General features: G+C 61.4%; 25 protein-coding genes. 8 read left to right on the top strand and 17 right to left on the bottom strand.

Annotated features, from left to right (window positions below; genetic code table 11):
- Positions 1 to 143: 143 nt before the first annotated feature.
- The 12 genes from pqqE to ABIA48_RS02140 form a co-directional block, all read right to left on the bottom strand.
- Positions 144 to 1286: a pyrroloquinoline quinone biosynthesis protein PqqE gene (gene pqqE, locus ABIA48_RS02085; protein WP_429486852.1), complete on the bottom strand. Its 1143-nt coding sequence runs from the start codon at positions 1284 to 1286 to the stop codon at positions 144 to 146.
- Complete coding sequence (pqqD, locus tag ABIA48_RS02090) at positions 1264 to 1536, bottom strand: pyrroloquinoline quinone biosynthesis peptide chaperone PqqD (RefSeq protein WP_103393708.1); 273 nt, start codon at positions 1534 to 1536, stop codon at positions 1264 to 1266. The genes pqqE and pqqD overlap by 23 nt, the downstream gene beginning before the upstream one ends.
- Positions 1533 to 2285 (bottom strand): pyrroloquinoline-quinone synthase PqqC, encoded by a 753-nt coding sequence (gene pqqC / locus ABIA48_RS02095; protein WP_429486853.1) that lies wholly within the window; start codon positions 2283 to 2285, stop codon positions 1533 to 1535. Before pqqC ends, pqqD begins: the two co-directional genes overlap by 4 nt.
- Positions 2286 to 2408: 123 nt before the next feature.
- A complete protein-coding gene (gene pqqB, locus ABIA48_RS02100; RefSeq protein WP_429486854.1) occupies positions 2409 to 3323 on the bottom strand; it encodes a pyrroloquinoline quinone biosynthesis protein PqqB in 915 nt (304 codons plus the stop codon).
- A gap of 55 nt (positions 3324 to 3378) precedes the next feature.
- Positions 3379 to 3450, bottom strand: coding sequence for a pyrroloquinoline quinone precursor peptide PqqA (gene pqqA, locus ABIA48_RS02105; RefSeq protein ID WP_003253598.1), 72 nt, complete (start codon positions 3448 to 3450; stop codon positions 3379 to 3381).
- Positions 3451 to 3707: 257 nt separating this feature from the next.
- Positions 3708 to 5228 (bottom strand): acetaldehyde dehydrogenase ExaC, encoded by a 1521-nt coding sequence (gene exaC / locus ABIA48_RS02110; protein ID WP_429486855.1) that lies wholly within the window; start codon positions 5226 to 5228, stop codon positions 3708 to 3710.
- A 231-nt stretch (positions 5229 to 5459) separates the two neighbouring features.
- Positions 5460 to 7235 (bottom strand): PQQ-dependent methanol/ethanol family dehydrogenase, encoded by a 1776-nt coding sequence (locus tag ABIA48_RS02115; protein ID WP_429486856.1) that lies wholly within the window; start codon positions 7233 to 7235, stop codon positions 5460 to 5462.
- A gap of 275 nt (positions 7236 to 7510) precedes the next feature.
- Positions 7511 to 8449 (bottom strand): quinoprotein relay system zinc metallohydrolase 1, encoded by a 939-nt coding sequence (locus ABIA48_RS02120; protein ID WP_429486857.1) that lies wholly within the window; start codon positions 8447 to 8449, stop codon positions 7511 to 7513.
- 16 nt (positions 8450 to 8465) lie between these two features.
- Positions 8466 to 9227, bottom strand: coding sequence for a quinoprotein dehydrogenase-associated SoxYZ-like carrier (locus tag ABIA48_RS02125; protein WP_277537339.1), 762 nt, complete (start codon positions 9225 to 9227; stop codon positions 8466 to 8468).
- Between the two features lie 10 nt (positions 9228 to 9237).
- Entirely contained in the window at positions 9238 to 10113 is an 876-nt protein-coding gene (locus ABIA48_RS02130; protein ID WP_429486858.1) for a substrate-binding periplasmic protein, read from the bottom strand.
- A 3-nt stretch (positions 10114 to 10116) separates the two neighbouring features.
- On the bottom strand, positions 10117 to 10578 hold the full coding sequence (pedF, locus tag ABIA48_RS02135; RefSeq protein ID WP_277537335.1) for a cytochrome c-550 PedF: 462 nt from the start codon (positions 10576 to 10578) through the stop codon (positions 10117 to 10119).
- A 56-nt stretch (positions 10579 to 10634) separates the two neighbouring features.
- Positions 10635 to 10799 carry a hypothetical protein gene (locus tag ABIA48_RS02140; RefSeq protein WP_429492966.1) on the bottom strand — a complete coding sequence of 55 codons (165 nt, stop codon included), beginning with the start codon at positions 10797 to 10799 and terminating at the stop codon, positions 10635 to 10637.
- A gap of 157 nt (positions 10800 to 10956) precedes the next feature.
- Between ABIA48_RS02140 and ABIA48_RS02145 the strand changes: the two genes are divergently transcribed.
- The 6 genes from ABIA48_RS02145 (at position 10957) to ABIA48_RS02170 (ending at position 16153) form a co-directional block, all read left to right on the top strand.
- Positions 10957 to 12141, top strand: a complete 1185-nt coding sequence (locus ABIA48_RS02145) for an ABC transporter substrate-binding protein (RefSeq protein ID WP_429486859.1) — start codon at positions 10957 to 10959, stop codon at positions 12139 to 12141.
- Positions 12142 to 12171: 30 nt separating this feature from the next.
- Positions 12172 to 13131, top strand: coding sequence for a YVTN family beta-propeller repeat protein (locus ABIA48_RS02150; protein WP_429486860.1), 960 nt, complete (start codon positions 12172 to 12174; stop codon positions 13129 to 13131).
- Positions 13128 to 13859 (top strand): ABC transporter ATP-binding protein, encoded by a 732-nt coding sequence (locus tag ABIA48_RS02155; RefSeq protein WP_429486861.1) that lies wholly within the window; start codon positions 13128 to 13130, stop codon positions 13857 to 13859. Before ABIA48_RS02150 ends, ABIA48_RS02155 begins: the two co-directional genes overlap by 4 nt.
- Positions 13856 to 14647: an ABC transporter permease gene (locus ABIA48_RS02160; protein ID WP_429486862.1), complete on the top strand. Its 792-nt coding sequence runs from the start codon at positions 13856 to 13858 to the stop codon at positions 14645 to 14647. Before ABIA48_RS02155 ends, ABIA48_RS02160 begins: the two co-directional genes overlap by 4 nt.
- Positions 14648 to 14873: 226 nt before the next feature.
- Entirely contained in the window at positions 14874 to 15431 is a 558-nt protein-coding gene (locus ABIA48_RS02165) for a PQQ-dependent catabolism-associated CXXCW motif protein (RefSeq protein WP_429486863.1), read from the top strand.
- A gap of 56 nt (positions 15432 to 15487) precedes the next feature.
- Positions 15488 to 16153, top strand: coding sequence for a response regulator transcription factor (locus ABIA48_RS02170; protein WP_007976602.1), 666 nt, complete (start codon positions 15488 to 15490; stop codon positions 16151 to 16153).
- Between the two features lie 112 nt (positions 16154 to 16265).
- Here the strand turns inward: ABIA48_RS02170 and nahK are convergent, their stop codons facing one another.
- From nahK to ABIA48_RS02190, 4 genes are all read right to left on the bottom strand, one after another.
- Positions 16266 to 18899, bottom strand: a complete 2634-nt coding sequence (nahK, locus tag ABIA48_RS02175) for a hybrid sensor histidine kinase/response regulator NahK/ErcS' (RefSeq protein ID WP_429486864.1) — start codon at positions 18897 to 18899, stop codon at positions 16266 to 16268.
- Positions 18829 to 19992 carry a nitric oxide-sensing protein NosP gene (gene nosP / locus ABIA48_RS02180; RefSeq protein ID WP_429486865.1) on the bottom strand — a complete coding sequence of 388 codons (1164 nt, stop codon included), beginning with the start codon at positions 19990 to 19992 and terminating at the stop codon, positions 18829 to 18831. The genes nahK and nosP overlap by 71 nt, the downstream gene beginning before the upstream one ends.
- A 274-nt stretch (positions 19993 to 20266) precedes the next feature.
- Positions 20267 to 21451: a porin gene (locus ABIA48_RS02185; protein WP_429486866.1), complete on the bottom strand. Its 1185-nt coding sequence runs from the start codon at positions 21449 to 21451 to the stop codon at positions 20267 to 20269.
- 209 nt (positions 21452 to 21660) lie between these two features.
- Entirely contained in the window at positions 21661 to 22467 is an 807-nt protein-coding gene (locus tag ABIA48_RS02190; protein WP_429486867.1) for a sulfite exporter TauE/SafE family protein, read from the bottom strand.
- 162 nt (positions 22468 to 22629) lie between these two features.
- Here ABIA48_RS02190 and ABIA48_RS02195 point away from each other — a divergent pair, with 162 nt between their 5' ends.
- On the top strand, positions 22630 to 23493 hold the full coding sequence (locus ABIA48_RS02195) for an MBL fold metallo-hydrolase (RefSeq protein WP_429486868.1): 864 nt from the start codon (positions 22630 to 22632) through the stop codon (positions 23491 to 23493).
- A gap of 162 nt (positions 23494 to 23655) precedes the next feature.
- Here the strand turns inward: ABIA48_RS02195 and bkdR are convergent, their stop codons facing one another.
- Entirely contained in the window at positions 23656 to 24144 is a 489-nt protein-coding gene (bkdR, locus tag ABIA48_RS02200; RefSeq protein WP_007976593.1) for a Bkd operon transcriptional regulator BkdR, read from the bottom strand.
- A gap of 185 nt (positions 24145 to 24329) precedes the next feature.
- Here bkdR and ABIA48_RS02205 point away from each other — a divergent pair, with 185 nt between their 5' ends.
- The gene (locus ABIA48_RS02205) at positions 24330 to 25565 is read left to right on the top strand and encodes a 3-methyl-2-oxobutanoate dehydrogenase (2-methylpropanoyl-transferring) subunit alpha (RefSeq protein WP_429486869.1); all 1236 of its coding nucleotides are present in this window, start codon (positions 24330 to 24332) and stop codon (positions 25563 to 25565) included.

The following is a 25565-nucleotide window of genomic DNA, read 5'->3' on the forward strand; positions in this document are numbered from 1 at the left end:
GGGTGTATTTACATTCAAATTCACCGCAGCCCCCTGTGGGAGCGGGCTTGCTCGCGAAGAGGCCTTAACATTCAACATTTATATTGCCTGACCCACCGCTTTCGCGAGCAAGCCCGCTCCCACAAGGGATCCGTATCGCCAGACTAGCCGCGATAGATCAGTTGCGAAGCCTTCTCGTTGCGCAGCGTCAGGTGTTCGATCCCCAACCCCGGCGCCTCCGCTTCCTCGCGGGCCTTGAGGATCACGCCGTGGTGCGGGGACTTGCTGCACACCGGGTCGGCATTGCCGGCATCGCCGGTCAGCATGAAGGCCTGGCAACGGCAGCCTCCCAGGTCCTTGTGCTTTTCGTCGCAGGAGCGGCACGGCTCCTTCATCCAGTCATCGCCGCGAAAACGATTGAAGCCGAACGAGTCGTTCCAGATGTGCTCGATGCTGTGCTCGCGCACGTTGGGAAACTGTACCGGCAACTGCCGGGCGCTGTGGCAAGGCAATGCCGTGCCATCGGGAGTGATGTCCAGAAACAGGTTGGCCCAGCCGTTCATGCAGGTTTTGGGACGTTCCTCGTAGTAATCCGGGGTGACGAAGATCAACTTGCACGGGTGGCCCTGGGCTTCAAGGCGTTCGCGGTATTCGTTAGTGATGCGCTCGGCACGCTGCAATTGTTCGCGGGTGGGCAACAGGCCGACGCGGTTGAGTTCGGCCCAGCCATAGAACTGGCAGGTAGCCAATTCGACAAAATCCGCTTCCAGCTCCAGGCACAATTCGATGATCTGCGCGATCCGGTCGATGTTGTGCCGATGGGTGACGAAGTTCAGCACCATCGGATAGCCCTGGGCTTTCACCGCACGGGCCATGGCGAGTTTCTGAGCAAACGCCTTGCGCGAGCCGGCGAGCATGTTGTTCACCGCTTCGTCGGCAGCCTGGAAGCTGATCTGGATATGGTCCAGCCCGGCCACCTTGAAGTCGCGCACCTTCTGCTCGGTCAAGCCGATGCCGGAGGTAATGAGGTTGGTGTAATAGCCCATGTCCCGGGCGGCCTTGATCAGCTCGGCGAGGTCCTGGCGAACCAATGGCTCGCCACCGGAAAACCCCAGTTGCGCCGCGCCCATTTCCCGCGCCTGCTGGAACACCCGGATCCATTCGGCGGTGCTCAGTTCCTCTCCATGGCGGGCAAAATCCAATGGATTGGAGCAATAGGGGCACTGCAGCGGACAGCGGTAAGTCAGCTCGGCGAGCAACCACAACGGTGGTCCGGGCAGCGTCTCACTCGATCCAGAATTGCGCATGGGCCACCTCCAGAAACGCCAGCACGTCTTCGTCGATCCCCGGTACGCCGGGGAAATTCGCGCTCAATCGATCAATGATCGCCGCCACGCTGCGCTGGCCATCCACCAGGTCGAGAATCTGTCCGGCACTGGCATTGAGCTTGATCATGCCTTCGGGGTACAGCAGCACATGACAGTCCTGACGGGGCTCCCATTGCAGACGAAAACCGCGACGCAAGGCCGGTGACTGCTGGCGATCGATCAGGCTCACAGGGCGATCCCCCGGTGCCAGACATTGTCGCCGGTGACCGTGTGATACGGCGGACGCGCAAGTTCGTAGGCCATGCTCATGGCATCGAGCATGCTCCACAGCACGTCGAGCTTGAATTGCAGGATCTCCAACATGCGTTGCTGCCCCTCGGCCGTCACGTAGTGCGCCAAGGTGATACGCAAGCCATGTTCGACATCGCGCCGCGCCTGGCTCAGGCGCGTGCGGAAATAGTCGTAGCCGGCGACGTCGATCCACGGGTAATGGGTCGGCCAGGCGTCAAGTCGCGATTGATGGATCTGCGGGGCAAAGAGTTCCGTCAGCGAACTGCTGGCCGCTTCCTGCCAACAGGCGCGACGAGCGAAATTGACATAGGCGTCCACCGCGAAACGCACGCCAGGCAGCACCAGTTCCTGGGACAGGATCTGCTCGCGATCCAGGCCCACCGCCTCGCCCAGGCGTAGCCAGGCTTCGATACCGCCTTCACTACCGGGAACGCCATCGTGGTCGAGAATCCGTTGCAGCCACTCCCGGCGCACGTCGCGGTCCGGGCAGTTGGCGAGAATTGCGGCGTCTTTCAGCGGAATGTTGATCTGATAGTAAAAGCGATTGGCGACCCAGCCCTGGATCTGCTCACGGCTGGCGCGCCCGGCATACATGGCTTGGTGGAAGGGGTGGTGGATGTGGTAGTAGGCGCCCTTGGCGCGCAGGGCGGCTTCGAATTCGCTGGGGGACATGGGTGTGTCGGTCATTGCGGGTCTCCGGGGAGTCTTCGGTGTCTGTTCCGGCCTCTTCGCGGGCAAGCCCGCTCCCACAGGTTTTGTGGACACTGCCGAACTCTGTGGGAGCGGGCTTGCCCGCGAAGGGGCCCTCGGCTACAGCTCAATACTCATGCCGTCGTATGCCACTTCGATCCCCCGCCGCTCCAGCAGCGCCCGCTCGGCCGAGTCTTCATCGAGAATGGGATTGGTGTTGTTGATGTGGATCAGCACCTTGCGCTGGTGGTTGAAACCTTCCAGCACCTCAAGCATCCCGCCGGGACCGCTTTGCGGGAGGTGCCCCATTTCGCTGCCCAGGCTCTGGCCGACTTCGCAAATACGCATTTCGTCGTCGCGCCACAGGGTGCCGTCCAGCAACAGGCAATCTGCACGTTGCATCCAGCCCAGCACCTCATCATCGATTTGCCCAAGCCCCGGCGCATAAAACAGCGAGGCACCGTTGCGCAGGTCTTCAATGAACAGGCCAATGGTGTCGCCCGGTTGCGGGTTGCCGCGATTGGGCGAATACGGCGGCGCGTTGCTCACCAGGGGGATCGCACGAAACTGCAAATGCTCGCAGGCCGGGATGTTGAACGGTTGACGCTCAAGACCGACCGGTTGCCAGTACAGTCCGCCGTTCCAGTGTCCGAGCATGTTGAACAGTGGGAAACCGCTGCTCAGGTCCTGATGCACGCGCTCGGTGCACCACACGTCATGCGGGCAACCTTCACGCAGGCTGAGCAAACCGGTGCAATGGTCGATCTGGCTGTCCAGCAGCACGATGCCGGCGATGGCGCTGTCACGCAGGCGCCGCGCCGGTTGCAGTGGCGCAAAACTCTCGAGTTGCGCGCGAATGTCCGGTGAAGCGTTGCATAGCACCCACGCTACACCGTCGTCACTCAGGGCAATCGACGACTGCGTACGGCGCTGGGCCCGCAGGCTGCCATTGCGCACACCGGCGCACTGGCGACAGTTGCAGTTCCACTGCGGGAAACCACCGCCAGCGGCGGAGCCGAGTACGCGGATGTGCATGGCAGATGCTCCAGAAGGCAGGCCCGGCCAACGCATCGGCTGGCCGGGTGATCAATCAACGGTTGGCGAAATACATCGTCACTTCGAAGCCAATGCGCAGATCGGTAAACGCGGGTTTAGTCCACATGGGTCATTCCTCTTCTTGTGCCGGGTGATTCCGGTAGTGCCATTAATGCACGGGGCATCGGGTGCCCGAATGCTACTTTCGAAGGAGTTAGCGGGGTGATTTGGTAGGGGGTCTTGCGCAATTTTCCAGAACCCCACATACCCATGTGGGAGCGGGCTTGCTCGCGAAAGCGGTGTGCCAGTCAACATCTCTGCTGAATGACACTTCGCCTTCGCGAGCAAGCCCGCTCCCACAGGATATGCGTCGTGTTTAAGGAATCAGAAGAACCCCAGCGGATTGATGTCGTAGCTCACCAGCAGGTTTTTGGTCTGTTGATAATGATCGAGCATCATCTTGTGATTCTCCCGGCCAACGCCGGACTTCTTGTAGCCACCGAACGCGGCGTGCGCCGGGTACAGGTGGTAGCAGTTGGTCCACACGCGCCCGGCCTTGATCGCCCGGCCCATCCGGTAGGCGCGATTGATGTCGCGGGTCCACAGGCCGGCGCCGAGGCCGAACTCGCTGTCGTTGGCAATCGCCAGGGCTTCGGCTTCGTCCTTGAAGGTGGTGACACCCACCACCGGGCCGAAGATTTCTTCCTGGAACACGCGCATTTTGTTGTGGCCCTTGAGCAGGGTCGGCTGGATGTAATAACCGCTGGACAGGTCGCCCTCCAGGCGTTCGGCCGCGCCGCCGGTGAGCAGCTCGGCGCCCTCCTCCTGGGCAATGGTCAGGTACGAGAGGATCTTGTCGTACTGCTGCTCGGACGCCTGGGCGCCGACCATGGTCTCGGTGTCCAGCGGGTTGCCGCGCTTGATTTTGACGATCTTCTTCATCACCTCGGCCATGAACGGCTCGTAGATCGACTCCTGTACCAGCGCCCGGGACGGGCAGGTGCAGACTTCGCCCTGATTGAAGAACGCCAGCACCAGGCCTTCGGCGGCTTTTTCGATGAACGCCGGTTCAGCGTTCATGATGTCTTCGAAGAAAATGTTCGGCGACTTGCCGCCCAGCTCGACGGTGGACGGAATGATGTTCTCGGCGGCGCAATGCATGATGTGCGCGCCCACCGGGGTCGAACCGGTGAAGGCGATCTTGGCGATGCGCTTGCTGGTGGCCAGGGCCTCGCCGGCTTCGCGACCGAAGCCCTGGACGATGTTCAGCACGCCCGCTGGCAACAGGTCAGCGATCAGCTCGGCGAAGACCATGATCGACAGTGGCGTTTGCTCGGCAGGCTTGAGCACGATGCAGTTGCCGGCGGCGAGCGCCGGGGCGAGTTTCCAGGCGGCCATCAGCAGCGGGAAGTTCCACGGAATGATCTGCCCGACCACGCCCAGGGGCTCATGGAAGTGATAGGCAGTGGTCAGTTCGTTGATCTCGGCGGCGCCGCCTTCCTGGGCACGGATGCAACCGGCGAAGTAACGGAAGTGGTCGGCCGCCAGCGGCACGTCGGCGTTCAGAGTTTCGCGCACGGCTTTGCCGTTGTCCCAGGTTTCGGTGACGGCCAGAATCTCAAGGTTCTGCTCGATTCGATCGGCGATTTTCAGCAGTACCAGGGAGCGGTCCTGGGCCGAGGTCTTGCCCCAGGCATCGGCAGCGGCATGGGCGGCGTCCAGAGCCTTGTCGATGTCAGCGGCGCTGGAGCGCGGGAATTCGGCGATCACTTCACCGTTGACCGGTGAGGTGTTGGTGAAGTACTCGCCATTGATTGGTGCGACAAACTCGCCACCGATGAAGTTGCCGTAGCGCGGCTTGAAGGTAATGACGGCGCCTGGGGTTCCGGGTTGTGCGTAGATCATGATGGGCCTCTGTCTGGGTCGATGCCTGTCCTGCTGACAGGCGATGAGCCGATACTAGAGAGCCCCGCGTGCCAGACGAATGCATCGTTGGCAGGAGGGGCTCTCGTTATTTGGTCGTAGGTTTCACACAAATTAATGTGGGAGCGGGCTTGCTCGCGAAGGCGGAGTGTCAGGCGACATCGATGTCGAATGTGCCGGCCCCTTCGCGAGCAAGCCCGCTCCCACGAGGGATCAGTGCTTGGCCACCAGATCCTTGGGCAACTTGAACGTCCAGAGCATGCCGCCCTGGTTGAAGTCCTTCACCCGTTTGGCCACTTCGCCGCCCCACAATGGTACGGCGCCGCCCCAGCCGGAGAGCACCGAGACGTACTGCTCGCCGTCCATTTCCCAGGTCACGGGCGAGCCGAGCACACCGGAACCGGTCTGGAATTCCCAGACCTTTTCGCCGGTCTTGGCGTTGAACGCCTGCAGGAAGCCTTCGGGCGTGCCGGTGAACACCAGGTTGCCCTTGGTGGTCAGCACCCCGCCCCACAGCGGCGCGTAGTTCTTGTGGCGCCAGACTTCCTTGCCGGTTTTCGGATCGATAGCCCGCAGCACGCCGATGTAGTCTTCGTTCAATGGCTTGATGGTGAAGCCGGCGCCGAGGAACGCCGCGCCCTTCTTGTAGGCGATGCCTTCGTTCCAGATGTCCATGCCCCATTCGTTGGACGGCACATAGAACAACCCGGTGTCCCGGTTGTAGGCCATTGGCATCCAGTTTTTCGCGCCGAGGAACGCCGGCGCGACGAAGACCGAACTGCCCTTGACTTCCGAACCCGGAGCGCCGGGACGGCTGGCCTCGTTGTAGATCGGCCGGCCGTCCTTATCCAGGCCGGTGGCCCAGGTGATCTTGTCCACGAACGGGAAACCACGGATGAATTTGCCGTTGGTACGATCCAGCACGTAGAAGAAACCGTTACGGTCGGCAGTGGCCGCCGCCTTGATCTCCTTGCCGCCTTCGCTGTAGTTGAACGACACCAGCTCGTTCACGCCGTCGTAGTCCCAACCGTCGTGGGGCGTGCTCTGGAAGTGCCATTTGATGGTGCCGTCGTCCGGGTTGAGCGCCAGGCGCGACGAGGAGTAAAGGTTGTCGCCAGGGCGCAGGTGCGAGTTCCACGGTGCCGGGTTGCCGGTGCCGAACAGCAGCAGATTGGTTTCCGGATCGTAATAGCCACCAAGCCAAGGGGCCGCGCCGCCGGTTTTCCAGAGATCGCCCGGCCAGGTCTTGCCCGCCTCGCCGCCGGAGATGCCGTTTTCCACCGCTTTGCCGTCCTTGTAGACGTAGCCCATGTGACCTTCGACCGTTGGCCGGGTCCACAGCAGATCACCGTTTTTCGGGTCGTAGGCCTCGATCTTGCCCACCACGCCGAATTCGCCACCGGCCACGCCGGTAATCAGCTTGCCGTTAATTACCAACGGTGCAGCGCTGATCGAGTAGCCTTCCTTGTGGTCGGCGACTTTCTTGCTCCACACCACCTTGCCGGTGTCCTTGTTCAGCGCCACGAGCTTGGCGTCGAGGGTGCCGAAGATCACCAGGTCGCCATACAGCGCAACGCCACGGTTGATCACGTCGCAGCAAGGGCGGATGTCATCGGGCAGGCGCGCATCGTATTGCCAAAGTTTCTTGCCGGTGCGCGCATCCACGGCGAAGACCCGCGAGTAGGAACCGGTCATGTACATCACACCGTCCTTGACCATTGGCTGCGCTTGCTGACCACGCTGTTTTTCACCGCCGAAGGAAAACGCCCAGGCCGGGCGCAGCTCCTTGACGTTGTCGACGTTGAGAATATCCAGCGGGCTGTAGCGCTGCCCTTGAACCCCGAGGCCGTTGGTCACGACCTGTTCCGGGTTCTTCGGGTCCTGGAGAATGTCCTGGTCGGAAACCCCGGCCAATGCCTGGCCGGACAACAGCATGGCACTGAGCAGCAGGCTCAAGACGAAGGGCTGGCGACGTGCGGGTTGGGTCATGACGGCTTCCTCTGCGGACTTTTGTTATTTCCGGGAGATTTTCCCGGTCTGGTGCAGATTCTTGAGCGCCGCCGCCCTGGCAACAATTGCCCGCAATGAGGAGATTGCTAGTTCCTTGGTACAGGTTCGCAGGAGATGAGTAGCGGATTTCGTGCCCGACACAGCCCCCCTGTGGGAGCGGGCTTGCTCGCGAAGAGGCCGGCACATTCGACATCGATGTCGCCCGACACTCCGCCTTCGCGAGCAAGCCCGCTCCCACATTTGATCGGGGTGGGTCAGTTACTTGCGTTGGAATCCATCCGCGTCATCCGCTCGCGCTCGTAACGTGGGTACAGATGACTGACGCTGCGGATCAGTTCATAACGGCTCAGGTTGATCCCGGCGAAGCGTTCGGGGATGGGGCTGCGGATCATCTCGGCCATGTCGCTGCCATTGGCCGCGCCGTCGCGCATGAGCTGATCGAGCCAGGTCAGGTAATCGCGCATCTGCTCGAAGGGTTGTGGATCGCTCGCCACCGGCCCATGGCCCGGCACGACCAGCGTCCAGGGTAAACCCTGAAGGGTGGCGATATCCGCCAGCCATACCGACAGCCCTGGACTGTTGGGCGTGGTCAGCGCCCGTTGATAAAACACCAGGTCCCCGGCAAACAGCACGCCGGTTTGCTGGTCGAGAATAGCCAGATCCGCGCCCGTATGCCCACCCAGGCTCAGCAGACGCAAATCGTGATTCCCAAAACTTTTCACGCCGGGTGTCAGCGCCTGAGTCGGCAGCACCACTTCGGTGCCACGCATCCAGTCGCCGACCATCCGGTACATATTCTCGGCCATGGCATCGCCTTGCCGGTGCAACAGTTCGGTGGTGCCGGCCAAGGCGCCGATTGGCACGTCGGTGAAGGCTTGATTGCCCAGCACATGGTCCGGGTGGTGATGGGTCAGCAAGACCTCGATCACCGGCTTGTCGGTAGTGGCGGCAATGGCTTTGCGCATCGCTTCGCCGTAACGCCTGGACGGGCCGGTGTCGATCACCACCACACCGCGTTCAGTGACGATGAACGCGGTGTTGACGATGTTGCCGCCGTTGGCCTGGGCGAAATTATCGGTGCTGCCTTCCAGCAGCCAGGTGTCCTGGGCGATCTGCCGGGGCTTGAGTGAGTAGTCGAGATCGGCCACGGCCGGCAGACTGACGCTCAGCACCATCAGCAGTATCCAGCGCATGCCACGCTCCTTAAGGTCAGGGGATTGATGCATCAAATTCATTGCCACTGTTGTCCCGTAACAACAGGCGCGTTTGCCCTGCCCCTTCGATGTCGAAGGCCAGGTTGGGGTTTTCGCTGACGGCGGGAAACAGCTCCAACCGGGCCAGCACTTGATCGCTGCGGTCGCGCAGCTCGGCATGGTTGATGAAGAATTCCGGAATGCCGCTGACCATGCCGTTGTCCATAGGATGGGCCACCTGCAAACGCAAACGGCTGAACTCGCCCCGGGGATAGCGGCCGCCGAGCACTTCGCCGATGTGCTCCTCCCAGCCCGGCTGGCTGCGTACCACGCTCGGTGCGGTGCAGCCGCCACCCGCCGCGTCAATCAGGGTCGAACCGACATGCCACAATCCGTCGCGGGTCAACACCGCCGCACGCAAGGGCGTGGCCTGCTCGATGCGGATGCGCAACGACAGCCAGGGCAAAACGGAACTCAGCGGCTGGAAGTCGACAATTTTCGGCAGAGGGTTCAGCTCTGCCCACGCGAGGATTTTTACCACCTCACCGCTGAACGCCCGGGCATCGATTTCCAGCGGCACCTGCCGGGCATCTTCGGCAAACGGCGGCGCCAGCAACTTGACCCGATCATCGAAAACGAACGGCGCATTGCCAAGAAACTGCTTGTGATAGAACGTCCACATCACCGATGGCACCGGGTCTTTGCCAGGATCGATTTCGCCAGCCTGTGCCGCCAGGCTTAACCAGCAGGCCAACAGGCAAATCCCTCGCCACTTCATCGCCTTGCTCCTATTGATACATCTCGGGCACGTCGTAACGCAGGCCGTAATGGCCGTAGATGGTCTTCACCGCGCCCTCGCGGATCAGGCCTTCGAGCGCCTCTTCCACGGCATAGGCCAGTTGACGGTTGCTTTCGTGCACCGCCATGCCGATTTCCCAGAGCTGCTTGCCCATGTTCGGGTAGGCATTCTCCGCCAGTGCCACTTGCGGGTCGGCCGCTTCATGGACCTGCCAGTCGATTTCGCCGCGCATGGCCATCACCGCGTCGACCTCACCGGCTTTCATCGCGGCAAACGCCTGGGGCACGCCGGGATAGTGATGGGTCTTGCCGGCAAGCATGCCGTTGAACACCGAGGTCAGGTAGAACGACGGCACGCTGTCGACCTCGACACCAATCGGGTGCTGCTCGAACACCGCGACGCTGGCGACCTTGTCCAGCCGTCGGCGGTCATAGGCCACCTGCCATTGTTCGTTCTGGTACGGACCGAACATCACCACTTGGCCGTTGACCAGTTCACCGAGTTCGTTGCGCTTCTGCGCGTAGTCATGGTCGTAGGGCACGCGCATCATCAGGTCGGCCAGTTGCTGGTTGTGCAAGGCACTGGCACGCCAGATGTAGTCGCGCAGGTCGTCATCGAGCTTTTCCCCGGCCGGCGCCCAGATCAACGTCAGGCGCACGCCGAGCGCCTTGGCCAAGGCCTCGGCCAGCTCGACATCGACACCCTGGGGCTTGCCGGCGCTTTCAAAACTGTAGGGGGCGAAGTCCTTGTAGACCGCCACTTTCAGCTCCCCGGCGGCGATCATTTCGTCGTAGTTGCGAACCTGCGCCTGCGCCGGCTGGCAGCACAACCACAGAACGCTGATCAACACCGCGAGCAGGCGCATGGGTCACTCCTCGACGTGCACGGTGTCCAGATAAGTGCGCACCGCCCACAGCGCTTCCTGGCTCAGGTAGTCGGCCATCTTCGGCATGTAAACCCGACCGTCGCGCACCGCGCCATGGCGCACCCGTTCGGCGAACCATTCATCGCCCGCCTCACCGACATCGAGCATGCGCAAGTCGGGGGCGATCCCGCCGGACTTGGCTTCCAGACCATGACAGGCCGCGCAGTTCTGGGTATAAGCCGAAGCGCCGATTTCCACTGCTTTGTCATGTTCCGGGGCGGTGCGATAAGGGTTTACCGCGGCCCAGCCGTCGGCATCGAGTTGCACACCAGCCTCCTTGATTGGCGTCAGCCCCTTGGTTTCCACGGCCTGGGGTACCACGTTGCCGTGGGCCCACACGGAACCTGCGCTGATTAGACCGGCCAGCAGCCCGGTCACGAGCAAGGCGTTGCGTTTTGTTTTCATTGTTATGCCCTCACGATTGCACGCAAAACCTCTTGGCAGAGGCTATGGCAGCCATCTTAGAAAGCCCTGCGCACAGACCCCATGCTGCTTTGGTGGTCGCCACCTACTCCCTTGGTCGTAAGGCGATCGGTGGACACGGGACGCGGGCCCTGGAGCCGGTCGACGCCGATCAGAGTCAGGATCAGCAGAAACGGCAGCAGCAGTGCTTTGACGATACGCATGGTCAATCCCCTCCAGATCAGTGGCCGTGGTTATCCATGCTAGAACCGCGCCGTGTGTGGCGGGCTACTACCTTGGTACTGGCCCTTCGGTACTTTCTGCATATTTCCACTGCACCACGGGCTTCCTATGCTGGCGCTGACGGTCATGGAGAGCCTTATGCGCCAGCTTGCCCCTTACGCCCTGATCTACCTGCTGGCGATTGCCTGCGCTGCCGGCCTGGCCACCCAGAGCCAGGCCGCCGATGCGCCCTTGCAGGTGCGCATCGGCTACCTGGGTTATCGCCCCGACCCAGGTCCGCTGCTGTCGAACGTCATTCCCGAACCCGCCGATGCCGGGCTGCGCGGCGCTGAATTGGCGATCACCGACAGCAACAGCACCGGGCGTTTTCTCAATCACAGCTACAGCCTGGTCAGCACCAGCGTCGACAGCCCCGAAGCCTTGATCGAAGCGGCGAAGGCTCAGCACGAACAAGGTCTGCGCCTGTTTGTGGTGAACGTTCCTGCAGACAGCCTGCGCCAACTCAGTGCCGCGCTGCCCGACAGCCTGCTGTTCAACGCCGGCAGCCCGGACAACAACCTGCGCACCACCGATTGCCTGCCGAACGTGCTGCACACCTTGCCAAGCCGCGCGATGCTCGCCGATGCACTGGCACAATTTCTGGTGCTGCGCAAATGGCAGCGGGCGCTGCTGATTGTCGGGCCGACGCCCGACGATCAGGCCTATGCCGCCGCCCTGCGCCGCGCCGCCAAGCGTTTCGGTTTGCAACTGGTGGCGGAAAAAACCTGGAGCTTTGATAACGACCAACGCCGCAGCGCCCAGGCGGACATGCCGCTGTTCACCCAGACCGCCGAGTACGACGTGGTACTGGTGGCCGATGAGCGCGGCGACTTCGGTGAATATGTGCCCTACCAGACCTGGTACCCGCGCCCGGTCGCCGGCACCCAGGGCCTGACCCCGGTGGGCTGGCACAAAACCGTGGAAACCTACGGTGCCGCGCAACTGCAAAAACGCTTTGAAGCCCTGACCGGGCGCTGGATGAATGACCGCGACTTCGCGGCCTGGATGGCCGTGCGCAGTATCGCCAGCGCCGTGAGCAAATTGCGCCAGGCCGAGCCGATGGCGATCCGGACGCTTGAAATCAGTGACCAGTTGCCCCTCGACGGTTTCAAGGGTCGCAAGCTCAGCTACCGGCCGTGGAACGGCCAGTTACGCCAGCCGATTCCCATTGTCCAGCCCCGGGCGTTGGTCAGCACGTCACCCCAGGACGGCTTTCTGCACCCGTTCAACGAAATGGACAGTCTGGGTTACGACAAATCCGAGGTCAGTTGCCGCTTTCCCTGATCCGAACATCACAACAACAAGGAATCCGCCATGCGCCGCACCCTGCTCTCGTGCACCTTGCTGCTCGCCGCTGGCCATGCCGTTGCCAGCACTGCCTGGGTCTCCAACGAAAAGGACAACAGCCTGAGCCTGATCGACATGCAGACCCTGCAAGTCACCGACACCCTGCCCGTTGGTCAGCGCCCCCGCGGCCTGCTGCTGTCCCATGACAACAAGCTGTTGTACATCTGCGCCAGTGACTCGGACCGGGTCCAGGTGATGGACGTGGCCACGCGCAAGATCATCAAGGAATTACCCTCGGGCAAAGACCCTGAACAATTCGCCCTGCACCCGAACAATCGCTGGTTGTACGTCTCCAACGAAGACGATGCACTGGTCACCGTGATCGACAGCGAGACCTCCAAAGTACTCGGCCAGATCGACGTCGGTGTCGAGCCAGAAGGCATGGCCGTCAGCCCTGATGGCAAGTGGGCAGTCAACACCAGCGAAACCACCAACATGCTGCACTGGATCGACACCGGCACCCAGACCCTGGCCGAGAGCACCCTGGTGGATCAGCGCCCGCGCTTTGTCGAATTCTCCCCGGATGGTGCGCAACTCTGGGCCTCGGCGGAAATCGGCGGCACGGTGACCATTCTCGATGTCGCCAGCCGAAACGTGCTCAAGACCCTGAACTTCCAGATCAAGGGCGTACACCCGGACAAGGTCCAGCCGGTCGGCATCAAGCTCAGCGCCGACGGTAAATACGGCTTCGTCGCCCTCGGCCCGGCCAACCATGTGGCGGTGATCGATGCCAGGACCTTCGAAATTCTCGATTACCTGCTGGTGGGTCGACGGGTCTGGCAGATGGCGTTCACCCCGGATCAGAAACAGTTGCTGGCCACCAACGGCGTCAGCGGCGATGTCTCGGTGATCGATGTCGACAGTCTCAAGGTCAGTAAGTCGGTGAAGGTCGGGCGCTATCCCTGGGGCGTGGTGGTGACGCCATGAGCGCTCTTGAAGTCAGCGACCTGAGCTTTGCCTACGGTGCGCGAGAGGCCTTGCGCAAGGTCAGTTTCAGCCTGGAGCCCGGGCGTTTCGCCGCGCTGCTGGGACCTAACGGCGCGGGGAAATCGACCCTGATTGCCCTGCTGACCCGGCTCTATGATCTGCAACAAGGCGAGATCCGCGTCGGTGGCTGCTCATTGCGTAACGCGGCACGCCCGGCACTCAGGCAATTGGGCGTGGTGTTCCAGCAAAGTACGCTGGACCTGGACCTCAGCGTCGAGCAGAACCTGTGTTATCACGCGGCATTGCATGGCCTGTCCCGGCGCCAGACCGCCCTTCGGGTCGACGCCGAACTGGCCCGCCAGGCCCTGACCGAGCGCCGCCGCGAACGGGTGCGTGAACTCAATGGCGGCCATCGTCGCCGGGTGGAAATTGCCCGCGCCCTGTTGCATGAGCCACGCCTGTTGCTGCTCGATGAAGCCAGTGTCGGCCTCGACCCGGCGAGTCGCCTGGCGCTCAATCAGCACATACGCAGCCTGTGTCGCGAGGAATGCATCAGCGTGCTCTGGACCACCCACCTGCTCGACGAAGTGCAGCCCAGTGACAACTTGCTGATTCTTCATCATGGCCGGCTGGTCGCCAGCGGACAGGCGCAAGCCCTGAGCCTGGAACACGGCGGTGACCTCGGTTCGGCATTCACCCGCCTGACGACCACAGGAGCCATGCAATGACCGCTTACTGGCAATGCTTGCGCGGTATCGTGCTGCGCGAATGGTTGCGCTTTGTGCTGCAACGCACGCGGTTTCTCAGCGCCCTGGTGCGGCCGTTGCTGTGGCTGTTGGTGTTCGCGGCCGGTTTTCGCGCAGCGCTGGGGATCGCGATCATCGAGCCCTATGACACCTACATTCCCTATGAGGTCTACATCATTCCCGGGCTGGCCTGCATGATCCTGCTGTTCAACGGCATGCAGGGATCACTGTCGATGGTCTACGACCGCGAGATGGGCAGCATGCGCGTACTGCTGACCAGCCCCCTGCCACGCACCTTCGTGCTGTGCAGCAAGCTGCTGGCCACGTCACTGATCTCGTTGTTGCAGGTGTATGCGTTTCTGGCGATAGCCTGGGTTTACGGCGTGCGGCCACCCGCCATGGGTCTGTTGCTGGCGTTACCGGCGCTGCTGCTGGTGGCGTTGATGCTCAGCGCACTGGGCCTGTTGCTGTCGAACGCAATCCGCCAGCTGGAGAACTTTGCCGGGGTGATGAATTTCGTGATCTTCCCGCTGTTTTTCCTGTCATCGGCGCTGTATCCGCTATGGAAGATGCGCGAGGCCAGCGAGTGGCTGTATTGGCTGTGCGCGGTCAATCCGTTCACCCATGCGGTGGAGCTGGTGCGTTTTGCCCTGTATGAACGCTTCAATCCGCTGGCACTGGCGGTGTGCACGGGGTTGACGCTGCTGTTTGCGTTGCTCGCCGTACTGACCTTCAACCCGCAGCACGCGGCCTTGCGCAAAACCAACTGACAACGCAGGTCAACTGTGGGAGCGGGCTTGCTCGCGAAAGCGTTGTGTCAGTCAACTCATTTATTGAATGTGACGCCGCCTTCGCGAGCAAGCCCGCTCCCACAGGGGGATCTTCATTGAACAGGGTGAAATTACTACTTTAGTACTGGTTTCCCTGTCTATCGTCGCATTCCCAACGCCCCCCCGACTGGCATGTAATAGGTTCATAACTATAAGGACTGAACCCATGCCGCGTGCCCGACACTGTCTGCTGCGCCCTTCTTTCGCCGCCCTGTCGCTGTGCGTCGTACTCGGCGTTGCGCAGGCCGATTCCCCGCTCTTCTCAGTTGACGGCTATCGCATCGACCTGTATCGCAGCCCGACGCCGAAGCAGTTGCCGGGCGCGACCATCGTCGACACACCTGCCCTGCAATTACTGCTTGAGCAAAAGCCGCGTCCGCTGCTGATCGACGTCTACCGTCGCCAATGGCTGCAAGGGCAATTCATCGAAGACCAGCCCCATGAAAACCTGCCCGGAAGCCATTGGCTGGCCAATACCGGTGACGGTGAGCTGACGCCGCAATGGCAGGATTATTTCGCCGGCAACCTGAAAAAGCTGACCGCCGGTGACCCGATGCAACCGCTGGTCTTCTATTGCCGCGCCGACTGCTGGTTGAGCTGGAACGCGGTCAAACGCGCAGCCACCATGGGCTATAAGACCCTGTATTGGTATCGCGATGGCCTGGACGCCTGGCAAGCGGCCAGGCTGCCGGTTTCGCCGTCCAGACCCGAACCCTTTCCCTGAGCTTTACGCGTGCGTGTTGTTGCCACACCATAATCAAAATAATGAGGTGAAAGGCTATGTACAAAATTCTGATTGCCGACGATCACCCGCTGTTTCGCGAAGCCATTCACAACGTCATCAGCGACGGTTTTGCCGGCAGCGAAGTGATGGAAACCGCTGACCTGGACAGCGCCCTGGCGCTGACCCAGGAACACGATGACCTGGACCTGATCCTGCTCGACCTGAACATGCCCGGCATGCACGGGCTAAATGGCCTGATCAACCTGCGCAATGAAGCGCCGACCATTCCGGTGGTGATTGTCTCCGCCGAGCAGGACAAACAGATCGTGCTGCAAGCCATCACCTACGGCGCGGTGGGTTTCATCACCAAGTCTTCACCCCGTGCCCAGATGACCGATGCCATCCAACAGATTCTCAATGGCAATGTCTACCTGCCTCCGGACATCATCCGCACCGCCAAAAGCAGCACCCACCGGCGGATGAACGACACCCCGAGCTTCCCGCCCGAACTGCTCCAGGCCCTGACCCGCAAGCAACTGCAGGTGCTGGAACGCATGACCAAGGGCGAATCGAACAAGCAGATCGCCTACACCCTGGAAATCGCCGAGACCACGGTCAAGGCCCACGTCTCGGCGATCCTGCGCAAGCTCAACGTGCACAACCGGGTGCAGGCGATCCTGAGTGCCGGGGATATTGATTTCGGGTCTTATTTGCGGCGTTGAGCCAGCAAGACCGTGGCGCGCCCTTCGCGAGCAAGCCCGCTCCCACAGGTACATCGCTGTCCTTGTGGGAGCGGGCTTGCTCGCGAAGGGGCCGTCCCATGCTCCGAAGATTTCAAGGTCGGCCAAGCAAATGACTCATCGCCGTCTTCAGCTTCATCGGCCGCACCGGCTTGTGCATCAGGGTGTGGCCCAGTTCGCGGATCTGCTGCTTGAGTTCATTGCTGTAGTTGGCCGTGATCATCATCGCCGGGACCGGTGATGCGCGCCGGGCATTGATGCGCGCCACAGCGTCGACACCGTTCTGATCGTTGTCCAAGTGGTAATCGGCGATCAGCAAGTCGACCTCGGCGTGGTAGTTGTCCACTTGCCGCGCCAGGTCCTCCTCCGACAGCGCCGTCACCACCCGACACCCCCACCCTTCCAGCAAGGTGCGCATGCCGGCACAGATGGTCGCGTCGTTGTCCAGCACCCATATCCGTGCACCACGCAGACGCTCAAGCATCGGCTCGCTCATCTGCAATGTCGGCAGCGGTTTCGGCGCGGTGGTGCTCAACGGAACTTCGACCGAGAACATCGAGCCACGGCCCGGCCATGAACGCACATGAATACGATGCCCGAGGATGCCGGCAATTTTCTCGACAATCGCCAGGCCCAGGCCCAAACCGCGATCCTGATCCGGTCGCTGCACATCACCGCGCTTGAACTCCTGGAAAATCTCCTCCAGGCGATGCTCGGCAATGCCCATGCCGCTGTCCCAGACTTCGATCGTCAGGCACTGATGATGCCGCCGGCAACCGAGCACTACGCGACCACTGTAGGTATAGCGAATCGCATTGCTCAGCAGGTTGCGCAGAATCCGCGCCAGCAACTGGATGTCACTGCGCACCAGCGCCGAACAACCGATGAAGTGCAGTTGCAGGCCTTCACTGCGCGCCACCTGGGTGTATTCGGCGGCCAGGTTGTCCAGCAGTTCACTGAGGGCGAACGGTGCAATGTCGGCCTTGATCACCCCCGCATCGAGTTTGGAAATATCCACCAGGGTGCCCAGCAGGTTTTCTACGTCTTCCAGGGAATTGCTCACATTGCGCACCAGAATCTCGCTGGACATCGGCTCGCGCCGCTCCAGCAAGGCACTGGTAAACAGGCGCGCGGCATTCAACGGTTGCAGCAGGTCGTGGCTGACGGCGGCGAGGAACTTGGTTTTCGACAGGTTGGCCTGCTCGGCTTCCTGCTTGGCCTCGCGCAAGCGTGACTCGACCTGGCGACGCTCATCGATCTCACGCAGCAGTTGGTCGTTGAGGATGGTCAATTCCGCCGTGCGCTCGCGTACCCGCAACTCAAGGTTCTGATAAGCCTGATGCAGCGCCTCGGCGGTGCGGCGGCGTTCGGTGATGTCGCGGATCAGCACGAAGATCCCCACCACCTCGCCACTGGCCAGACGATTGGGCACATAGGAGCGCAACATGTAGCGTTCCTGGTTGTTGACGTTGGTTTCGGCAAACTCGAAGGTCACGCTCTCGCCGGCCAGTGCCCTGGCCACGTAGGACTCCAGCCGCTGGTAATGCTGTTCGCTGTGCACTTCGCGCAGACTCTGGCCAAGCATCACGCCCCGAGGCCAGCAGTACCACTCTTCGTAGACCTTGTTGGTGAACTCGTAGACCAGATCGGCATTGAGGTAGGCAATCAATGCCGGCACGTGATCGGTGATCAGACGAATCCAGTGTTCGCTTTCACTCAGCGCTTCGGCGTGCTGGTAGCGTTCGGTAATGTCGGTGAAGGTGTTGACGAAACCGCCGGTAGGCAACGGATGGGTGCGGATTTCCAGGACCCGGCCATCGTACAGGCGCTGCTCGCATTCCCTTACCGGTCGTCCGTTGCCATCGCGACTGGCCGGGGTCAGCAGGTTCAACTCGCTGTCGGCGATCACTTCGGCAAACGGGCGATGGGCCGCCACCGGCGCCAGACCGCTCAACTCAAGGAAGCGCCGGTTCCACAACTCCAGAATGCCCTCGGCGTTAACCATGGCCACCCCTTGGGACAAGTTGTCGACCGCCCGTTGCAACAGATGCGACTTTTGCGCCACCGCCTGCTCACGGCGTACGGTTTCGCTGACTTTGACGTCGGTAATGTCAGTGAACAGAATCACCCGCCCCCCTTCCTGGGTCGGCCGCTCGCTGACTTGCAACCAGCGCCCGTTCTGCAGGCGGTAAAGCAGGTTTTCGTCGGCATGCCCGCGTGGCTCCTCGGTGAACAGGCCGTTGTTCATCATCAGCCGCTTGACCTCGGTCAGGCGCATACCGGCGTTGATCCGCACCCGGCTGTTGCTCCAGAACGCCTTGAAGCGACTGTTGAACAGCACGATGCGCTGCTCGGCGTCGAACAGGACGAAGGCATCGGAAATGCTTTCGATGGCATCGATCAGGTGTTGATGCGCCGTTTCCGCGCGCAGGCGGGCTTCGCTGAGCAAATGATTACCGGCCTTGAGTTCGGCCATGGCCTGATTCAGGGCATCAGTGCGTTCGCGCACTTGCTCGGCCAGCACCACCGAATGCTGGAATGCCGCGTACGGATCGTTGCCGCGGGTCACCCCGGATTCGACCCGTTCGATCAGCGCGCCATTGATGCGCTGCAGTTTATGGTTTTCCAGGCGCAGGCTGACCAGTTCCGCCTGCAGCTCAGCGATGTCCGGGGGCACGACCACGGGCAATGGCAACGCCGGTGAAGGTCTGGTTGATGTGCATGCCATTGAACTGCTCTCCATAGGTGTTGAAACCCATCACCCGTTGCTCACGCAAAAACGTGCCGATCTGATCAAGACTGCCGTCGTCTTCGAGTTCCAGACGCCGCAGAAAACAGTCGCAACCGATGGTCAGCAGCAAATCCCCCAAACGCTCCTGCAAACCCTCGAACAGGCGCTGCAGGTTCGGCAGCATCGGGCCCGGAGTCATGGCGGTGAGGACGATGCCGTTTTCCACGGCGCAGTAGAAACTCAGGCTCAGGTCCGGATGCACCTGCTGGATGGCCCGCACGTAGTACTGCTGGTTGATCCGTACCGCCAACGGGTGCGCGGCAAAGACCCGGTGATCGAGCTCCGCCACCGGCACGCCGATGTGCCGGGCGTACTCGGCGGCGGCCGGCTCGGCGTTGAGTTCGAAGACCCGGCGCAAGGTGCTGTCGGCCCCGGTGACCACCAGCTTCTCGGTTCGGGGCAGCACGTGGTGAGTCGTGAACACTTCGAAATCCAGCCAGGTATTGACCAGCACCACCACGGCTGCGCCGCTGTGAAACTCGCCATCGAAGTACACATGGGTATGGGTCAGGTAGTTATCGTCGCCCGCCGAGCCGCCGAAATGCGGAATGTCGCCCAATGCCGCGCTCAAGGCCGCCAGGACCATTTCTTCGCGGCTGGACAGGCCATCGAGCAGGGTCAGGGCAAAGCTGTTGCCCTTGATCGGGGCCAGGGTGTTGCTGCGACAGCCACTGACCAGGCGCTCGACCATCTGCTGGGCGTCGATCAGGCTGAAGTGCTCCATTTCGTCGATCAACTCGATCGCGATGGAAAAGTGCCGATGATCGAAGCCCACCGCAGTGACGCAATTGCGCCCGTAGCCCAGCGGAGTGATTTCCCCGGCACTGGTGCAGCCCACCAGGCGAATGCCGCCGAAGCTTTGCTGCAAGGCCTGGCCCAGCGCCTGCAAGTCGTACTCGGCGGAACAGAAGAACAACACGAACCCCAGGTGTGGGTGCAACAACTGTCGTGCCAGTTCCTGCGCGACCTGCCAGGCATCGGTGGCCTGGGACATGGCACTGACGATACCTTCGTTCTGGACCGGCTGCATCGTCACCTCCCACAGGTGCGTGTGTATGAGGTACGAGTGTACGAAGCCTGCGAGGTGCGACGAATGCTACTTGGGTAGCGGGTAGCCGCTTCGATGGGATGAGACAGATAAAGCTCCCACACTAGTTTTGGTTATCCGCAGGTGTTGCGTACACCCGGTAACCCTGTGGGAGCGAGCTTGCTCGCGATGGGGCCATCACAGCCAACATCCATGTCGCCTGACACTCAGCCATCGCGAGCAAGCTCGCTCCCACAATTATCTGTATTCCAGCCTGCTACCAGGTCAGCACCGCACCCACTGCAAAGGTGTCGGTGTCTTCGTTCTGCTCGTCGGTGTCGTGGCCGTTGATTTCGAACTGGTTGTACTCGGCCACCAGCTTGAGGTTGTCGTTCACGTCATGGAACAGCGCGATGCCGCGGGTCTCGTAGTCCGCGCCGCTGCCGACCACGCCGTTGCCATCATCATTGGTCTTGCCGTAGGACAAGGCGAGACGGTTCTTGCCCAGTTTGTAGGAGCCCTGCAACAGATATCCGTCGCTGTCGACGTTACGCAGTGTCGGCTCGCCGGCATTGTTGGTGAAAAACGGGTTGATGCCCTTCGCCTGGAAACCGGACCCGGTGAGGGACAAACCGCCCATCTTCGCCTGCACACCGTAACCGACACCCTTGGAGGTGACGGTCTCAACCGTGGAGTCGGTGTTGTCCGAGGTCTGGTAGCTGCCGTTGACCCAGCTGTAGATTTTTGCCCCGGCCAGGTCGAACTGATAGGTGATTTCGCTCTCGGTACGCGGGTTTTCCTGATAAGCCTTACCCGTTGGGCTGCTGTCGTTGGTGTCCACCGGGTCCATGATGCCTACTGCCACGCGCAGACCGTCCAATACAGGGGTGCGATAGGTTATCTGCGAGGTCGGGAACGGGTACGGGTAACCGGTGCCGATGTTGCCGAACGACACCCCGCCGCCATCCACCAGCCCCAACGTATCGCTGACCTGACCGTAACCGGCGAGCATTTCGTCGAGCAGGATGTTGGAACGGGCGAACAGCCCGAAGTCTTTGCCGATCAGCACTTCGCCCCATTCCGGGTTGGCCACGGTGCCGAAGAACTGCCGCACATCGATGGCGGTGTCGGTGCCATTGGTTTGGCTGTCGTTGATGGTGACCCAGAACGAAGCGCGGGCACCGAGCTTGAGATCGTCTACCTGCTTGCCCATGTTGAACCCCAGGTAGTTGGGCAAAAAGCCCATCTTCACCCGTGACTGCCGACGGTCGAACTGTTCGCCGGCACGATCGACATCGCTGTTCACATAAAAGGCGTTGATGTAGCCGTCGGTGGAGAACGTGGTCTGGTCCTTGTCGTACAGCATGATATCCGCCTCGGCCACCGGGCTCAGGCCAAGGGCAGACAGGCTGGCGATGAAGACCGGCAGAAAACGATGCGTGAAGTTCTTATTGTTGTGCATGGCGCGCTCCGAAACGGGGGACTAAGTGTCGGAGGCGATTATCGAAACCTGACCGGCGGCGCCATACGCTGCCTTGGGGGTGGTTTTCAGGCGATTTGGAATGGCTGGCAGTGCATGACCACTACGGCGTAAGACCGCTTGTCGGCGAGGTTCGCAACTTAGGGTGTAGACCTGCGGACCCGACTGGCATCCACAGGACCCGGAACCGGCTAGGCATTGGCTTTGAACAGCATGTAAGCGGCGACCACGACGCAGACACTGGCAAACCCGACCTGCAACGCCCGCGCCGGCACCCGGGTGCAGAGCTTGCGGCCGATGATCATGCCGGCGATGCTGGCGCCAATAAAGGTGGCGCCAACACTGTCGATGCGCACGCCGGCATGGAGCGCGCCGATCACGCCGATGGCCGAAATCAGGCAGATCACCATCAGCGAGGTGGCGACGATTGCGCGCATCTGCACATCGGTCAATTGCTTGAAGGCCGGGACGATCAGGAAGCCGCCACCGACACCCAGCAACCCCGACACCACACCGGTCACTGCACCGAGGGCCGCGAGGGTCGCAGTGCATTTGGCGGTCCAGGAAAAGCGTCCAGTCTGTTGATCGAGCATGCAGTTTTTCTGGCCCCAGTTGGCATGGCCGTGATCGCTGGGCCCCTCATTCTTGCGCTCGCGGCGCAACATCCGCCCGGCCACCATGACCATCAGCAGGCTGAACAGGATCATCAGGATTTTTTCCGGCAACTGATGGGCGAAGTAGATACCCACCGGCGAAAACACCGCGCCGAGCGCTGCGATCAACAACGCCGCGCGGTAACGCACCAGGCCATGACGCAAACCATTGATGGCGCCGACCGCCGCCGCACTGCCCACCGCAAACAACGCCACCGGAGCGGCCTGAGTCATGCTCCAGCCCAACCCCAACACCAGGGCCGGCACCGCGAGAATTCCGCCACCCGCACCGGTCAGCCCCAACACCAACCCCATCACCACGCCAAACAGACTTGCCAGCAACATAAAACACTCGTGATCCGCGACTGAACTCCGGGAACGCCCGGTATCGATGGATGACAGGATAGAGCCCGCGCAGGATTTTTCATTAACTGAATGCAGGCGAAACTGGTCAGCGCAGGGAAAATGAATCTACCCTCAACGCTTATCCCGAAAGAATTGGCCACCATGCCTGCCCTGATTGAAGCTTTTTTTGACGACGCCTCGTCGACCTACAGTTACGTGATCTACGAAGACGATGACGGACAATGCGCGATTGTCGACGCGGTGCTTGATTACAATCCCGCTGCCGGCCGCACGGCCACCTCCCAGGCCGACAGGATCATTGCCTTTGTGCGCGAACACCGGTTGCAGGTGCAATGGCTGCTGGAAACCCATGCCCACGCCGATCATCTGTCCGCCGCGCCTTATCTGCGGCGCGAGCTGGGCGGCAAGATCGCTATCGGTCAGTCAATCTGCAAGGTCCAGGATGTGTTCAAGACCCTGTTCAACCTTGAGCCGCAGTTTCGCAGCGATGGCTCGCAGTTCGATCACCTGTTCGCCCCGGATGAATCCTTCAGCATCGGCAACCTCAAGGCCACCGCACTGCACGTACCCGGCCATACTCCGGCGGACATGGCGTACCTGATCGACGGCGATGTGATTCTGGTGGGCGATACGCTGTTCATGCCCGACGTCGGCACTGCGCGCTGCGACTTCCCCGGCGGCAATGCCAACCAGATGTTCGCCTCGATCCACAAACTGCTGGCCTTCCCCGCCAGCGTGCGCCTGTATGTCTGCCACGACTACCCGCCCGAGGGCCGCGAACCGCACTGCATGACCACCGTCGGTGAACAGCGCAAAGGCAACATCCACGTGCGCGACGGCATCGACGAAAATGCCTTCGTTGAAATGCGCACCAAGCGCGATGCCGGACTGGGCATGCCGACGCTGTTGCTGCCGGCAATTCAAGTGAATGTACGGGCGGGGAATTTGCCGCCGGCCGAGGACAATGGCGTGACTTACCTGAAAATCCCCCTGAACAAATTCTGACCCCGTAGCAGCTGTCGAGCACCGCGAGGCAGCGTTCGGCGACGAAGTCGACGCAAAACCTGCACCCGTGCTCGTTCAGGTAAACCGCGTTGGCTGGATGACGACGGCTTCGCCGCCGGACGCTGCCTCGCGGTGCTCGACAGCGGCTACAGGGGCTTGCGTTTAATTGCCCAGGGTCAGGCCATTGGCCGGCAATGGCAGCGCGGTTTTATAGCGGACTTGTTTAAGCGCGAAGCTCGAACGAATGTTCGCCACCCCCGGCACCTTGGTCAGAAAGTCCATCATGAAACGCTCCAGCGACTGGATGGTCGGCACCAGCACGCGGATCAGGTAGTCCGGATCGCCGGCCATCAGGTAGCACTCCATCACCTCGGGGCGATCGGAAATCGCCTCTTCGAAATGCTGCAACGCCTCCTCCACCTGCTTTTCCAGGCTGACGTGAATGAACACGTTCACATGCAGCCCCAGCAGGTCGGCGTCCAGCAGCGTCACTTGCTCGCGAATCACCCCCAATTCTTCCATGGCCTTGACCCGGTTGAAACACGGCGTCGGCGACAGGTTCACCGAGCGCGCCAGGTCGGCGTTAGTGATACGTGCATTCTCCTGAAGGCTGTTGAGAATGCCGATGTCAGTACGGTCCAGTTTGCGCATGAGACAAAACCACCAGTTTTTTATGTTTATGCAGATTTTTTATCTGCAAATGATCTTTAGCGCAACGAAACAGAGAGAAATATTCTTCTTGGGCGGGCCTATGATTGTTGTAGGACAAGATTTCATTTACCGAATGAAATCTGTCAGCTCACTACAAGAAATTCACAAGATCGAGCGTAGAAGCCATGACCCAAGCGTACGAACCGCTGCGCCTGCACGTCCCCGAACCCTCGGGCCGCCCAGGGTGCAAAACCGACTTCTCCTACCTGCACCTGACCGATGCCGGCACGGTGCGCAAACCTCCCATCGACGTTGAACCGGCCGACACGGCCGATCTGGCCCGTGGCCTGATCCGCGTGCTCGACGACCAGGGCAATGCCCTCGGCCCCTGGGCTGAAAACGTGCCGGTGGAGATCCTGCGCAAGGGCATGCGTGCCATGCTCAAGACCCGCATCTACGACAACCGCATGGTGGTCGCCCAGCGTCAGAAAAAAATGTCGTTCTACATGCAGAGCCTCGGCGAAGAAGCCATCGGCAGCGCCCAGGCCCTGGCCTTGAACATCGACGACATGTGCTTCCCGACCTACCGCCAGCAAAGCATCCTGATGGCCCGCGACGTACCGCTGGTCGACCTGATCTGCCAGTTGCTGTCCAATGAGCGCGATCCGCTCAAGGGCCGTCAGCTGCCAATCATGTACTCGGTCAAGGACGCCGGTTTCTTCACCATTTCCGGCAACCTCGCCACCCAGTTCATTCAGGGCGTGGGCTGGGGCATGGCCTCGGCAATCAAGGGCGACACCAAAATCGCCTCGGCCTGGATCGGCGACGGTGCCACCGCCGAGTCGGACTTCCACACGGCCCTGACGTTCGCCCACGTGTACCGTGCACCGGTGATCCTCAACGTGGTCAACAACCAGTGGGCTATTTCGACCTTCCAGGCGATTGCCGGTGGTGAAGCCACCACCTTCGCCGGTCGTGGCGTCGGTTGCGGCATTGCCTCCCTGCGGGTCGATGGCAACGACTTCGTCGCGGTCTATGCCGCCTCTGCCTGGGCCGCCGAACGTGCGCGCCGCGGCCTCGGCCCGACCATGATCGAATGGGTCACCTACCGCGCCGGCCCGCACTCGACCTCCGATGATCCATCGAAATACCGTCCTGCCGATGACTGGAGCCACTTCCCGTTGGGCGATCCGATCGCGCGCCTCAAGCAGCACCTGATCAAAACCGGTCACTGGTCCGAAGAGGAACACACCGCCGTCAGCGCCGAACTGGAAGCCGAAGTGATCGCCGCGCAAAAAGAAGCCGAACAGTACGGCACCCTCGCCGGCGGCCAGATTCCGAGCGCCGCGACCATGTTCGAAGACGTCTACAAAGAGATGCCGGAGCACTTGAAGCGCCAGCGTCAAGAGTTGGGGATCTGA

Origin of the sequence: Pseudomonas sp. S30_BP2TU TE3576, assembly GCF_050436025.1 — a bacterium.
GTDB lineage: Bacteria > Pseudomonadota > Gammaproteobacteria > Pseudomonadales > Pseudomonadaceae > Aquipseudomonas.